The organism is Bacillus sp. MYb78 (assembly GCF_002975115.1).
GTDB lineage: Bacteria > Bacillota > Bacilli > Bacillales > Bacillaceae_G > Bacillus_A > Bacillus_A cereus.
On sequence record NZ_PCOB01000016.1, the window covers coordinates 1 to 14,141 of the forward strand.

Genomic DNA, 14,141 nt, shown 5'->3' on the forward strand with positions numbered 1-14,141 from the left:
ATAGGCTTGTGATGTACTCTCGTCAGTTATACGAGATAGTCGTTGAACGTTCATCCTATCCATTTTGACTTAGATGATTCGAGGCGGAAGACCCATTGTTCTAATGTTTAGGATTTAACCTTGCATCATCTGATTGATTTTTTCTGCTTTCGCAACATTCACGCTCGCTATTTCTAGCCACGTTGTAGTTCAATCAGCTTTAGGGATTGCCCGCAGTTAACCCTCACTACTAGCCAATCACTTGACTAGCAGGGCTTACTGATATATTTAATTAACTTTCGTTATAATTGGTTAAATAAATCGTAACAGTTAGTTACCCTTTGTTTCATAATTTGTGTAATAAAGATTTTAATTTCACCTAGTTAATTAAGCTGGTGAAGTATCATTTATCATTATATTACAAATGCATTATTTTTCCAACAATATGAATTCGACATTATTTTGACAAGATTTAAAGAATGCGCTTACAACCTTTTGTTTATCTTAAAATAACATTTTTATATCTCTTCTAAAAATGCACAAAAATACTTCCACCTATTCACATTATTAATAAATTTATAGTACCTTGCAAAGAATAATAGTAAGTGATATATTTGTAAATAATGGAATACCCATTATTTGGAATGTTATTCACGATTAGTATATCTCCTTTCAAAAAGTAGATATAGATTGTGTGTGCTGCTTAGAAAAAAGATAGGATTTTCAGCCATAATTCATCATTTTATAAAGGAAAGTGATCGTTATGAACAAGAGTGAATTTTTAGAACAACTTAGTTCTTCCCTACGGAATATGCCTAATTCAGAAAAGGAGGATATTATCTCGGAGTACGAAACTCATTTTATTAGTGGTAAACAAGATGGAATATCTGAAGAGGAAATTTCTAAAAAGCTAGGAAACCCTAAAACTATCGCTAAAGAACTTACTGTTTCATATGTAATAAGTAACGCTGACAATAGACGCAGCCTAAAAAATATTATGGCAGCACTGTTTTCTGTTATGAGCTTAAGTGTTTTAAACTTTGCCTTTATCTTTATCGCCTTTTTCGTACTACTCTTTTTATTACCGATTCTTCTAGCACTTATCATTGCCACGCCAGTATTAATTATTTCGCCTATTTTATTAATAGGATTAGGATTCTTTAAAGGGTTTCATCAAATTAGTTATTCCGATGTTTATAATGTGTTCATCGCTTTTTGCGTCGGTTTACTCATATCCGTCATATCTTATCAAATGGTAAAACATCTATATGCACTTTTAGTAAAGTATTTGAAATGGAATATTGCTATTTTACAAAGACACTAATGAATGTAAAAGGAGATTAAAATGAAGAAATATACTTTATATTCACTCATGCTACTTACTCTTTTATTTCTATCAGCTTGTTCAAACAGTGTACAACCTAGGGAAGAAAACGATGTACAATCTATTAAAGATGTTGCTATTAAAGTTCCAGAAAATATATTTAGTTCCTCAAAGAAAAACGAAACTATTAGTGAAGACGAAATGAAACAAAATATAAAAAATTATATAGATTATAGTTGGGAGTTATCTGAAAATATTATCCCTCTCGCTTCAACAAATTCTGATAAGAATTTCACGGAATCTGACCGAGAAAAATTACAAAAACTAATTGATTTAGCGAAACAAAACGATATGAATTTCCATGAGTTTATTAGTAATAATAATTTACCTACTGATTATAAAAAACCTTCAAAAGAAATCTATGCATTTATGTCATCATCTACGGATATTTTCGTAGAGCTAGATCAAGAATTAGACAAACTCACCCAAGATGGTAACTTATTCAAAGCCAATTTTTCTTTTACAAAACGCCTTGAGAAAATAAATGGGAGGAAACAAAAAGAGATTGAAACGTTTTTGAACGAAAAAAATATTAAAACTTCAATTAACAGCAATAAAAAAATTAACAGATGTGTTACATATCCCTTTCAAAATAACCAATAAGAAATGGCTATTTTGAAAGGGAGTTTTTGTGGTATAACTATTAAATTCCCTAAACAAAAAAGACACTCCTAAACTAGGAGCGTCTTCCACTATTACGCTTGTTGTTGCGCGCTATATAATTCTTCAAGTGGCTTCATGATAATTTTGTTAACGTCACCGATTACAACGTTTAGGCGTTGCTCAGTTTCCATTAATTTTGTAATTTTAGCATCTTGTTGAATGCGAGCTACAACTTCTTGTGCTTGTTGGTTGTCTTCTTCAGTGATTTCTTGGCCTTGCATCATTTTTTGTTGTAGGCTAAGTTGCATTGTACGGAACTCATCGAATAAGTTCTTTGAAGCTGTGTCAGCTTGAACTGCTGCGTAGCTCTCTTTTAAAGTTTTGAAGTCTTCGTTTTCAGCGATTGCTTTTTGTAATTCATATGCAACATCATGAATGTTCTTTGTCATTTTATTTTTCCTCCTTTAGAAGGCTAGCGCTTTTCATACGCACTGCCTTTTCAGTGCATTTACATACGCACCTCTTCTTACCATATCAAACTATGCAAGAGATGTGAAGAAATTTCACTTTTATTTCTATGTACTCACCTTATTATCTAAGAAACAATAGTAACAATCCTTGTACGAGTCCGATCATTCCACCTAATAATGCTCCTAAATACGTAATCATTTTCAATTCGTTTTTCGTAATAGACAGAACTAAGTCTTCTAATCTTTCTGTTGAGAATGTAGACACTTCTTGCTGGACAATTTCCGCAAGGTGTAGATTATTTAGTATACTCTCTACGTTTTCTGTTCCCCACTTCAAGCCTTTCTTTACTGCACTTGGAACCACTTTTTCAATAATTGTTTCTCGAACCGGCTCACATACTTGCTGAACAGATTGATTTAAAAACTTACTCACTGTTTCCTCTACTTTAACTGCTGACAGCACGGAGCTTACAATCATTTCTTTCTCTACAAATGCTTCTAATTCTTTTACATCTCTTCCTTTTAACTTTTCCCACTCTTTTTGCAGTACGTCAGTTAAAAGCTGCTTTGTACCATCTTGACCTAAAAACTTAATAACTTCTGGCTGCACACGATCCACTACACTTACATTTCCTAAAAACATTCCGACTAAGTTAAGTAGCGTTCCGCGAGAAGCAAAGAAATCATCAATCATTTTTGAAAGACGTGCTTTCCCTTCTTCACTTTCAAAAAAGCTAATTCCTCGCTCTAAAATAAACGCCGAGACATTCGGAATCGCATTCTCTACTTTTTCATTTACAGAATGAGGTAAAGCCTGTTCCCATGTATATGTATAATACTCTGCTAAAAATGCATGAATTTTTTCTGTAATCACATGTTCGATTTTTCGAGTCGCTTCTTCTTCTACATGCGCTACATTCCATTTTTCTAACATATGTCGCAGTGATTGTTCATTCGTAATTACTTTATCCACTTCCACTTGCGCCCAGTGAATTAAACCTTTTTGAAACTCTTCATTTGTTAGCTTTTTTCCAATTCCTTCTGGTGTTAACAAATGTTCTACAACCATATTTCCTAATTGAACAGCAAGTTCATCACGACGCTTCGGAATTAACCCTGGTGTAAATGGAACTTGAAACTTTCCGATATAAATAGGACGATGAGGACGAAATAACATTTTTATCGCTAAATGATTCGTATATCCCCCAATAATTGCTCCGAGTCCTGTCGTCGTTAACATATTTAACCATATATTCATTACAATCAACCTTTCACTTCTCCAAAACTATAGCATATCATCATACGGACAAAAGTATAATGGTATAAAAACGTATTTGCAATATATAGCTTCGCCTATTATGCAAATAGTAGTAAAGGAGTGATTTCGTTGGTTCTCGGTCTTTTAGCTTCTAAATTTCATTACGAACAAACGTATTACACCGAAATCGCTAAACGCGCTCGGCTTTATCATAATGTCGTTGCCCAGTTTACGCCATTTTGTATTGATCCTAAAACAGACCTTATTTCTGGTCTTATTTACGATACAGATACAGGAAAATGGAAAGAGCAAACATTCCCTATTCCTTCTTATATATATGATCGTTATTCTTTTCACGAGGAAACAGACTTTGAAAAAGCAAAATCAATTATTCACTCTTTGCACAATCGTCCTTCCACTACCTTTTTAAATAACACACTTATTAATTTAAGTGAACTACATGATTTATTTCTCACTAATAAAAAACTGTCTCCTTATATACCAAAATTTGAAATTGCAACGATACAAAACATTTTCAAACTGTTGTTAAAAACTAAAGATATTATTATACGCCCCACTAATATACATTCTAAGGATAACTTATATCGAATTGCTTACAAAAATAAAACGTTTTATATCGATACAGTAAATGAAAAATACCATACTTCTATTACAATCAAACGGACAGACGAATTTATATCTTGGTGTAAATCTAACATACGTTCATCCCGTTACATAGCGCACACTATGCTACAACCACCAAATCAATTAACATATCCACTCCACATTCGAACCATTTTGCAAAAAAACAAAGAACAAACTTGGACTGTTATCGGTCAATTTATACAAAAAAGCTCATTTCCTAATCAACTTTTACCCTCAGCAACGGACGATGATTCATTGCATTCATTTTCAAAAATTAAATACGTACTATCTAGTACGGGTGTGCAACTATTGCACGACGCTTTACATGACATTATAAATGAAGTATTCCAAACACTAGATCAGTCTTATTCTTCGTTATTTGAACTAGAACTTTCCACAATTATGGATCAAAAAGGTGCAATCTGGCTTATGTATGTCAACACGATCCCTTCTTACGAACAATACATTCGTCATAGTGATTCATTAGCTGAAAAGATATTTCATGGACCACTTAAATTCAGTCGCTTTACACCATAATGAAAGGAGGTAAACCTATTTTGAAAGAACATATATATACATTAAACATTTCAGATGAACATCCAAATAGCATTACTTTACCTTACGTTTTTTCTATTACACCACCTATTACATCCCTCTCCTTCGGTATACGTCACCTTGCAAGTGAAGAGGTGAAAATTCATTATTCCTTTACTCGCGAAATTATTATCGGAAAACATATTGCCGAAAAACTTTTACTACCTCAATCCACTACTATTCATGCATTCACACAAAACCAAACAATTATTTTCGGACCATTAATCGGCATTTTTACAACTGGCTTTAACGATGATTCTTCTAACCCTTTAGGAAATCGTTCAATTGCTCTCAGTGAGTTGTTAACACCACCATTCTCATTACGACCGTTCGTATTCGTCTTTGGCGTTCAACATATAAACTGGGAAGAAGAAACGATTGAAGGATATTTCTTTCAAGAGAAACAATGGATAAAGAAAAAGGTCCCTTTACCAAATGTCATTTACGATCGATTACCGAATCGACAAGCGGAAAATTATAAACCAATCGTCAGAGCAAAAAGAAAGTTAGAACAAGACTACTCCATTCCATGGTTTAACCCAGGTTTTTTCAACAAATGGGAAGTTCATCAACTTCTTATGAAAGACGAATCAATTAGACCCTTATTACCAAACACAGAAGCATTTCAGCATTTTGAACAAGTAGAACGGTTTCTTGGCACGTATAAATCTGTGTACATGAAACCAATACACGGGAGCTTTGGTAGAAATATTCATCAAATATTTTATTCTCAAACAGAGAATTGCTACTACTGTCGTTATCGCGAAAATGAAGAAAATAAACTAAGAAAGTATCAATCATTAGAAACTCTTCTAAACCACGTATTAAAAGGACATGATTTAAAAAAGTTTATCGTACAGCAAGGTATTTCGTTACTTCGCTTCGATGGGCAACCTGTTGATTTCCGCATTCATACAAATAAAAATCATTTCGGTAATTGGATAGTTAGTGCAATCGTCGCCAAAATTGCCGGCAAAGGCAGTTTAACAACGCACGTAAATAGCGGCGGTGATACAAAATTGCTACAAGAGCTTTTTCCAGATTCAACGAAACAAGTTCAAATTGAAAATAAATTAAAACATACTGCCTTACAAATAAGTTACGCGCTCGATGAACAAGTAACCGGAAATATTGGAGAAATCGGTTTTGATATCGGTTTAGACACAAAGGAAAATCCGTGGCTCTTTGAAGCCAACTCTAAACCTGGGCGAACTGTATTCCAAGATAAAAAATTAAAAGAGCAAAGTGAACTGACGCGCCAGTTATTTTACGAATATGCCGTCTACTTAACTGAACATTCTTTACGTGATACAAAAGAAAAAATGTCTCAAATAAAATCAGGGGCTTCATCAAACACCGAACATATCCCTTCTCCTATGATTCACTCACAAATACAAAAACAAAAACTTCCACCTAGATAATAAGGTGGAAGTTTTCTATTTACACAAGTTTCACTACAACCTCAGTTTCCACGTTACATACTCCGCAATAAAAAACATGATTGCAATATTCATTTGAATTATTATGCGTTAAACCATCTACTGCACTTAATAATTCTTGATCCATATAGGCACTATAATCGTCTATGTAATCTACAGACTTCCCATAATCTTGGAGTATACTTTGGCAATTTTGACAAGAATATGTTTGTGATTCTAATGCGTTGCAAAGCGGGCAAATCCCCATCATGATTCCTCCATACGTTATCGTTTAAAGCCTCTCTTTTTTAGATTGAAGAGAGCACCTACCCATGCATAGGAGCGGTCACTCACTCCATCCCTACTTAAAAATAGAACTATGAAGTTGCTACCGATTTCATTTCAATAAATCATAAATAAGAAGCTAATGATTAGCCTACAAGTAGCAGGCTACAATGAGAAAATTATATTTAATATCCTCCTTAGTTTGGCCTGTTTTCTTAAAAATACAACGATTACTCTTATTTCATAATTTACGAAATCAATACGTTTTTTTGACAAAATTTACAAATTATTATTTTGTATATCTTTCTAGGTAACATCCATACTATGAGTACAAACTTAATTACCGATGGATTAGCGCCAACCGGGGCGATAATCTGGTTCAACTCCAGCTAGTCCAACCAAAAAAAATTTTTATAACTCTAAGGAGGATATATTCCTATGGCAAACCAAAATTCTTCAAATCAATTAGTAGTACCAGGTGCAACAGCTGCAATCGATCAAATGAAGTACGAAATCGCTCAAGAATTTGGTGTACAATTAGGAGCAGATTCTACGGCTCGTGCTAACGGTTCTGTTGGTGGAGAAATCACAAAACGTCTAGTTGCAATGGCTGAGCAAAGCCTTGGCGGATTCCAAAAATAAATATATATGGCAAAAAGGTCTCAAGGCATATGCCTTGAGACCTTTCTTAATTATTGAAGCATTTGTAAAAACTTCTTCGTACGTTCTTCTTTTGGATTTGTAAATACATCTTCTGGTGTACCTTGTTCGACAACGACACCGCCATCCATAAAAATAACGCGATTCGCAATTTGATGAGCAAAACGCATCTCATGCGTTACAATAACCATCGTCATGCCTTCTTTAGCAAGTTCTTTCATTACCTTTAGAACTTCTTGAACGAGTTCAGGATCAAGTGCTGACGTCGGTTCATCAAATAGTAACACTTCCGGCTCCATCGCAAGCGCGCGAGCAATTCCAACGCGCTGTTGTTGTCCCCCTGATAATTGGAACGGATATAAATCCACTTTATCTGCTAAACCAACTTTTTCAAGGAAATAGTTTGCTTTTTTCTTTGCTTCTTCTTTCCCTACTTTTTTCACTGTAACGAGCCCTTCCATTACATTCTGAAGTGCTGTTAAATGAGGGAATAAGTTATGGTGCTGGAAGACCATACCTGTTTGTGTACGAAGATTTACAATATCTTTCTTCGATACTTTTTGAGCGAAATTAAGCTCTTTATTACCGATGCTAATATTACCAGCATCCGGTGTTTCTAGTACGTTGAGACAACGCAAGAATGTCGTTTTACCAGATCCAGACGGCCCAATAATAACAACAACCTCGCCCTTCTCAACTGTTAAATCTATATGCTTTAGTACGGTATTATCTCCGAAACTTTTTTGTAAATGTTGAATTGAAATCATAAAAACAAAAACTCCTTTTGTAAAAGGATTATTTTAACGTATAGCGTTCTGAACGCTTTTCTAACATCTGTTGTACGATTGATAATAAGAAACAAATAACCCAATAAATAAGACCTGCTTCAAAATAAACAATTAAAAATTCGTAGTTCATCGCCGCAATTTCCTGCGCTTTTCGGAACATTTCTGTTACTAAAATTAACGATGCTAATGAAGTATCCTTCACTAAGCTAATAAATGTATTCGAAAGCGGCGGGATTGATACGCGCGTTGCTTGTGGTAAAATAACACGTTTTAATGCTTGTGGATATGTCATCCCAATTGTATAAGCTGCTTCCCACTGCCCTTTCGGAATGGAAAGGATAGAAGCACGAATAATTTCAGATGCATATGCACCGACATTTAATGAAAATCCAACAACTGCTGCTGTATATGGCTCAACTTCAATATTAAGAGTTGGAAGACCATAGAAAATAATAAATAACTGTACAAGAAGTGGCGTTCCGCGAATGATAGATACATAGATACGAGCAATCCATTGTAAAATACGACTACCTGAAATACGTGCGAGCGCTGTTAACGTCGCAAGTATAAGACCGATAATAAATGTAATAAGCGTTAATGGAATTGTTGTAAAAACAGCTTCCTTCAGCATAGGCATGAAGGAAGTCTGCATAATATCTATCCAAGTAGACAATCGATCTGAAACTAATGCACTACTTAGATACATTTTCACCGAACCATTTTTTCGTTATTTTGTCATACGTACCGTCTTTTTTCATATCTTCTAACGCTTTATCTACTTCTTGTACAAGCTTATCGCTACCTTTACGGAATAAGAATCCACTTTGTGAAGCTTCTTTTTCTGTATCTACAATTTTAATTTTTGCATCTTTTTTCGTTTCTAAATAATTTAATACTGATAACTTATCATTAATTGTAAAATCAACGCGTCCTGAAGCTAATAATTCTGCCGCTTGGCTAAATCCTTCTACACCAATAATTTCCGCACCATTTTTCTTAGCGATATCTGCATAGTTACTCGTTAAAGATTGTGCTCCTTTTAACCCTTTTACATCAGCAAATGTAGCAGGCTTATCTTTATCTTTTGCAATAACTAATGCCGCTGAAGAGGAAACGTATGGCTTAGAGAAATCATATTTCTTTTGACGATCTTCACGAATACCAACTTCGTTCGCAACCATATCGAAACGTTTTGCATCTAGGCCAGCAAGTAAGCTATCCCATTGTGTTTCTTTAAATACAGGCTTTACACCTAAACGTTTTGCAACTTCTTCCGATAGTTCAACGTCAAATCCAGTTAATTTATTGCTTGAATCGTGGAACGTAAATGGTGGATATGTACCTTCTGTACCAATTACAAGTTCACCGCTTTGTTTAATCTTTTGTAACGCATCTTGACTAGCTGTATCTTTTTTCTCTTCTTTACCGCAGCCGGCTACAATCCCGATCGCTAATGTAGTTACTGCAAGCACTGAAAATAATTTCTTCATGATTGTAATCCTCCAAGTATTCTGATAGGAATTTAAAAACTATATTGATTGTATGCAATCTTGAACAATTTTTCAATGAAAATGTTCTTATTTAGTTTATCCTTTTTCTTCATAATCAAACAAAAGGGAAAAATAACGCTACATACAAAAAATAAGTAACATTTTTTAATATAGCATTTATAAAGAAAAAGGTAAAACAATACTTCTTATTTAACTGTCGTAATTCGCTAAAGAGTCGACATGTTCATCAATAAAAAAGAACTTGTGAAAATCACAAGTTCTCCTCCATACCTATTAAGCACTCTGATTGCCTTCCATTTGCGTTTTATACATATCATAATAACGCCCACGCTTTTTCATTAGTTCATCATGAGACCCTTTTTCCAAAATCGTTCCTCTATCGAGCACAATAATTTGATCTGCGCTTTTAATCGTTGAAAGACGGTGAGCAATAATAAATGTCGTTCTTCCTTTTTTCACAACTTCTAGTGCTTGTTGAATCATCGCCTCTGTTTCTGTATCAATACTAGACGTTGCTTCATCTAAAATTAAGATAGCTGGATCAAAAGCAAGCGCCCTAGCAAATGAAATAAGCTGACGTTCTCCAGTGGAAAGCGTACTTCCCTTTTCTGTAATTTCTTCATTTATATTGTTTGCAAATCTTTCAGCACCAACATCATGCAATGCTTTTATGATACGCTCTTTTGAAATTTTTTCGTTCTCTAAGCTTACATTGGAAGCGACCGTCCCGCTAAATAAAAACGGGTCTTGCAATACGATTCCCATATGCTCACGAGTTGCTTGTTTCGGCATTTCTCTTACATCGTGACCATCAATCGTAAGCCTTCCTTTTTCAAACTCATAAAATTGAAAGAGTACATTCATGATAGAACTTTTTCCTGATCCAGTATGACCGACAAGTGCCACTGTCTCGCCTTGTTTCGCTTCAAAAGAAATATTTTTTAACACCTCATCTTTTCCATTATAAGAAAATGATACATTATCAAATTTTACATTTCCTTTTAAACGAGGCATACGTTCTTCTTCTACCGCTTCCCCTTTTTCCTCTAACAATTCAAAGACACGTTCTGATGCAACGCGCGCTTGCTCTAAGTTGGCAAGCTGGTTCACCATATTCGTAATTGGCGAGAATAATCGTGTTAAATAATCGACGAACGCATACAGTACCCCAAGTGAAATAATACCTGTAGCACTTAATGACGCACCTCCGAAATACCAAATCACTCCTGTGAAAGCGATATTTCTTAATACGGCTACTAAGTTATGCGAAGTTGCTGCATTTAAATTTAAAATTTTATTTTGATACTTAAAATAATCGCCATTTAATTCTTCAAATTCTTTTTTCGTTTCACGCTCTTGACGGAACGCTTGAATAATTGGCATCCCTTGAATGGATTCATTCACTGTTCCGTTAATATCAGATAAACGAGAGCGCATTTTATGATTGTATACAGACGCGTATTTTCTATAAAGAATCGCCCAAACAATTAAAATTGGGATAATTAATAAACATAGTGAAGCGAGCTTCACATCTAGTAAAAATAGTGCAGCAAATATCCCAATAATATAGATGATACTAGAAACGAATGTTGCAAGTACCGTTACATATAAATCACGAATGGCCTCTGTATCATTCGTCACGCGCGAAACAATTTTCCCCGCCGGTAAATGATCAAAGTACCGAATCGGCAACGTTTGAATATGAGAAAAAACATCTTCCCTCATAATTTGAATAATTTTGTTCGCTGCCTTCTGCAAAAAGAACTGCTTTCCGTATGCAAATAATGATACAACTACTAATAAAGCGAAATAGCCACCACCAAGTAATAATAGACGGTTTATTTCTGGTTTATAAAACGCAAACACTTCTTCTTTCGTTAATGCCTTCGCTTTATACACTTGCACCGCCTTACCATTTTGAACGGTAATCATATCCCCTTTTACAGTACGTGATCCTTCAATATTCACTTTATTCGGTACAAAGTAATATTGAAAACCGACTTGCATTACGCGTACTTCTTTACCTTTTGTCTCGCCTTGTTCAAAGCGATCACTTCGCTTATAAAACGCGCCATTATATGAAACAGCTTCTTCACTCTTTTCTGTTTCATACCAAGATTTCTCTATCCCGACGATATGATCATCAATCATCGTTTTAGCGACGAAAGGACCAGCAAGCTCTGCAATGACGAAAATAAATAACATCGCCATCGCTGCAAAAATCGTCCCTTTCACTTTCATCGCGTATTGAAACAATCGTTTTGAAACGTTCATATTTTCACCCCACTATCCGCACTTTCACTTTCACCTTGTTGTCTTTCAAACTGTTCAGCATACCAGCCTCCGCTCTGGATAAGCTGAGCATGCGTACCTTCTTCCATAACTGCGCCTTCATCCATAACGAGAATCCAATCCGCATGTTGCACTGCAGATAAACGATGCGTCGTAATAATCGTCGTCTTTCCGCTTCTTTCCGTTCTTATATTTTCAATGATCGCTGCTTCCGTACGAGCATCTACAGCTGATAAAGAATCATCCAAAATTAAAATTTCTGGATTTTGAATAACAGCTCGCGCAATTGAAATCCTTTGCTTTTGTCCACCTGATAAAGAAACACCTTTCTCTCCAACGAGCGTTTCTAACCCTTCTGGTAAAAACTCTAAATCCTTTGTAAACGCCGCGATTTCAATCGCTTTCTCGAGTTCTTCTTCAGTCGCTTCTCGGTTTCCGAATAAAATATTTTCCCTCGCTGTTTTTGAGAACAAAATATGTTCCTGAGGTACATACCCAATCCATCCGAGTACATTTTCATTCGCTATGTTATCTAACGTCACATCAGAGACTGCAATATCTCCATCTCCAAGCGGATATTGACGAAGAAGTTGACGTACAAGCGTCGTTTTCCCACTTCCTGTTTTTCCGACAACCCCAAGCGTTTCTCCTTGCTTTAATGTGAAAGAAACCTTTTTTAAATTTTCTTCAGTTGATGAAGGATATGAGAAAGACACATCATCAAACTGAATATAATCCGGCTCTTGCACAAGCTTTGGATGTTTCGGATTCTTTACATCTGGCTCATACGCTAACGTTTCATTCACACGGTCAAGCGAAGCATTTCCTCTTTGCATAACATTAATTAATTCACCAATTGCAAACATCGGCCAAATCATCATCCCTAAATACACGTTAAAAGAAACGAGTTCACCAAGCGTCACCTTTGACTGGAACACAAGGTATGCACCGTACACTAAACCGATTAAATAACTAAGACCGACAAGCATTTTCACAGTTGGTTGGAATAATGCATCAATTCTCGCTACCTTCATATTTTTTTCGTAGACGTCATCTCCTAAATGATGAAATCTTTCCTCGTCTGCATTCTCTTGTACGTATGCACGAATAACGCGCACACCAGCGATTGATTCAAGCACTTTATCATTCATATCACCGAACGCATCTTGCGCAACTGTAAATCTTTCATGCAATTTCTTTCCATATATATTCATCGCATACGCCATAATTGGAAGTGGTATAAGCGCTGCAAATGTAAGCTCCCAACTAATTGTAAAACCCATCATACAAACGATCGTAAGCATATATAAACTAGAATCCACGAGCGTTAATATACCAAAACCAGCTGTCATAGCGATTGCTTTTAAATCATTCGTTGCTCTCGCCATTAAATCGCCAGTACGATTTTTTTGATAAAAAGTCGGCGTCATCTTAAGTAAATGCCCCATAAATTTAGAGCGCATCGTTTTCTCCAGTACAAATGCACCGCCAAACAATTGATGTTGCCATACGAAAGTGAGGCCATATCCAACGATCGTAACCCCTATTAAAATGAGAATAGATTGCATAATTGCTTCGTTCGATAACGTTCCTGTTTTTATGTTATCTATCGTAACCCCTAACACTTTCGGGGGAATAACTTCAACTATATTCACAATTAAAAGAGCTCCAATGGCAATACTATATCTCTTCCAGTGCTCTTTAAAAAACCATTTTAACTTTAGTAATACTGATAACAATGTAACCTCTCCCTTCTCGTTCTCGTTTACTTCTCATTTCTTTATCCGCTATCCAAACCCATCACATTTACATTTCGTAACCCATACAATCTCATCACATTTTTCCACCTTCCAAAATTTTATATAGTAACATGGAAAATAAACAAAAAAAAGCATACCGCCGCTTGACGATATGCACAGGAATGCATAAAAAGCGTACGTTACGATATACGCAACGTACGCTTTTTATAAGACAAAGATGCCCTATATATCCGCACGGGTTGCGTAATGATATAAATGTTTTCTGCCATTTAACAGAGCTAAGCTCATTACATTTACGATTACAATCATTACGCACACCCCCTTCATTTATTTTCCATTTATAATCTTACAACTTTATTGAGTATTCTGTCAATTGTTTTTTTACACATAAAGTAAAATGCACGAAAATGCAAATGGTTCATGACATAATAAACCAGTTTGAAATAAAAGAATGTTCTGTAAGAAAGGGCATACAAAATAAAAAAAGAATAAGA

Annotated in this window: 13 protein-coding genes; 5 read left to right on the top strand and 8 right to left on the bottom strand. The window is 35.2% G+C overall.

Features of this window, described 5'->3' with window-relative positions:
- Positions 1-742: 742 nt before the first annotated feature.
- Both CQ064_RS23790 and CQ064_RS23795 read left to right on the top strand, forming a co-directional pair.
- On the top strand, positions 743-1,303 hold the full coding sequence (locus CQ064_RS23790; protein ID WP_001042975.1) for an HAAS signaling domain-containing protein: 561 nt from the start codon (positions 743-745) through the stop codon (positions 1,301-1,303).
- Between the two features lie 21 nt (positions 1,304-1,324).
- On the top strand, positions 1,325-1,966 hold the full coding sequence (locus CQ064_RS23795) for an NDxxF motif lipoprotein (protein ID WP_000760975.1): 642 nt from the start codon (positions 1,325-1,327) through the stop codon (positions 1,964-1,966).
- Positions 1,967-2,058: 92 nt separating this feature from the next.
- Here CQ064_RS23795 and CQ064_RS23800 read toward each other — a convergent pair whose 3' ends face one another.
- A complete protein-coding gene (locus CQ064_RS23800) occupies positions 2,059-2,415 on the bottom strand; it encodes a YlbF/YmcA family competence regulator (RefSeq protein WP_000164614.1) in 357 nt (118 codons plus the stop codon).
- Positions 2,416-2,557: 142 nt separating this feature from the next.
- Entirely contained in the window at positions 2,558-3,694 is a 1,137-nt protein-coding gene (locus CQ064_RS23805; protein WP_002060818.1) for a DUF445 domain-containing protein, read from the bottom strand.
- Positions 3,695-3,823: 129 nt separating this feature from the next.
- Between CQ064_RS23805 and CQ064_RS23810 the strand changes: the two genes are divergently transcribed.
- Positions 3,824-4,876: a YheC/YheD family endospore coat-associated protein gene (locus CQ064_RS23810; RefSeq protein WP_000242799.1), complete on the top strand. Its 1,053-nt coding sequence runs from the start codon at positions 3,824-3,826 to the stop codon at positions 4,874-4,876.
- A 20-nt stretch (positions 4,877-4,896) separates the two neighbouring features.
- Complete coding sequence (locus CQ064_RS23815) at positions 4,897-6,354, top strand: YheC/YheD family endospore coat-associated protein (RefSeq protein ID WP_000658108.1); 1,458 nt, start codon at positions 4,897-4,899, stop codon at positions 6,352-6,354.
- Between the two features lie 19 nt (positions 6,355-6,373).
- Here CQ064_RS23815 and CQ064_RS23820 read toward each other — a convergent pair whose 3' ends face one another.
- Entirely contained in the window at positions 6,374-6,619 is a 246-nt protein-coding gene (locus CQ064_RS23820; RefSeq protein WP_000510477.1) for a hypothetical protein, read from the bottom strand.
- Between the two features lie 455 nt (positions 6,620-7,074).
- Here CQ064_RS23820 and sasP point away from each other — a divergent pair, with 455 nt between their 5' ends.
- Positions 7,075-7,278, top strand: a complete 204-nt coding sequence (gene sasP, locus CQ064_RS23825; RefSeq protein WP_000013339.1) for a small acid-soluble spore protein, SasP family — start codon at positions 7,075-7,077, stop codon at positions 7,276-7,278.
- A 50-nt stretch (positions 7,279-7,328) separates the two neighbouring features.
- On the opposite strand, the gene CQ064_RS23830 is transcribed toward sasP, so the two are convergent.
- The 5 genes from CQ064_RS23830 to CQ064_RS23855 all read right to left on the bottom strand — a co-directional run bounded on the left by CQ064_RS23830 (position 7,329) and on the right by CQ064_RS23855 (position 13,626).
- A complete protein-coding gene (locus CQ064_RS23830; RefSeq protein WP_000623599.1) occupies positions 7,329-8,063 on the bottom strand; it encodes an amino acid ABC transporter ATP-binding protein in 735 nt (244 codons plus the stop codon).
- 28 nt (positions 8,064-8,091) lie between these two features.
- On the bottom strand, positions 8,092-8,790 hold the full coding sequence (locus CQ064_RS23835; protein ID WP_000281501.1) for an amino acid ABC transporter permease: 699 nt from the start codon (positions 8,788-8,790) through the stop codon (positions 8,092-8,094).
- Entirely contained in the window at positions 8,777-9,574 is a 798-nt protein-coding gene (locus CQ064_RS23840) for an amino acid ABC transporter substrate-binding protein (RefSeq protein ID WP_000732858.1), read from the bottom strand. The genes CQ064_RS23835 and CQ064_RS23840 overlap by 14 nt, the downstream gene beginning before the upstream one ends.
- A gap of 294 nt (positions 9,575-9,868) precedes the next feature.
- Positions 9,869-11,869 (bottom strand): ABC transporter ATP-binding protein, encoded by a 2,001-nt coding sequence (locus CQ064_RS23850; RefSeq protein WP_001103086.1) that lies wholly within the window; start codon positions 11,867-11,869, stop codon positions 9,869-9,871.
- A complete protein-coding gene (locus CQ064_RS23855) occupies positions 11,866-13,626 on the bottom strand; it encodes an ABC transporter ATP-binding protein (RefSeq protein ID WP_000953768.1) in 1,761 nt (586 codons plus the stop codon). Before CQ064_RS23855 ends, CQ064_RS23850 begins: the two co-directional genes overlap by 4 nt.
- Between the last annotated feature and the right edge of the window lie 515 nt (positions 13,627-14,141).

Bases quoted from the DNA above. Each gene is read 5' to 3' on its own strand.
- CQ064_RS23790 (WP_001042975.1), top strand. From the start codon at position 743: ATGAACAAGAGTGAATTTTTAGAACAACTTAGTTCTTCCCTACGGAAT.
- CQ064_RS23795 (WP_000760975.1), top strand. From the start codon at position 1,325: ATGAAGAAATATACTTTATATTCACTCATGCTACTTACTCTTTTATTT.
- CQ064_RS23800 (WP_000164614.1), bottom strand. From the start codon at position 2,415: ATGACAAAGAACATTCATGATGTTGCATATGAATTACAAAAAGCAATC.
- CQ064_RS23805 (WP_002060818.1), bottom strand. From the start codon at position 3,694: ATGAATATATGGTTAAATATGTTAACGACGACAGGACTCGGAGCAATT.
- CQ064_RS23820 (WP_000510477.1), bottom strand. From the start codon at position 6,619: ATGGGGATTTGCCCGCTTTGCAACGCATTAGAATCACAAACATATTCT.
- sasP (WP_000013339.1), top strand. From the start codon at position 7,075: ATGGCAAACCAAAATTCTTCAAATCAATTAGTAGTACCAGGTGCAACA.
- CQ064_RS23830 (WP_000623599.1), bottom strand. From the start codon at position 8,063: ATGATTTCAATTCAACATTTACAAAAAAGTTTCGGAGATAATACCGTA.
- CQ064_RS23835 (WP_000281501.1), bottom strand. From the start codon at position 8,790: ATGTATCTAAGTAGTGCATTAGTTTCAGATCGATTGTCTACTTGGATA.
- CQ064_RS23840 (WP_000732858.1), bottom strand. From the start codon at position 9,574: ATGAAGAAATTATTTTCAGTGCTTGCAGTAACTACATTAGCGATCGGG.
- CQ064_RS23850 (WP_001103086.1), bottom strand. From the start codon at position 11,869: ATGAACGTTTCAAAACGATTGTTTCAATACGCGATGAAAGTGAAAGGG.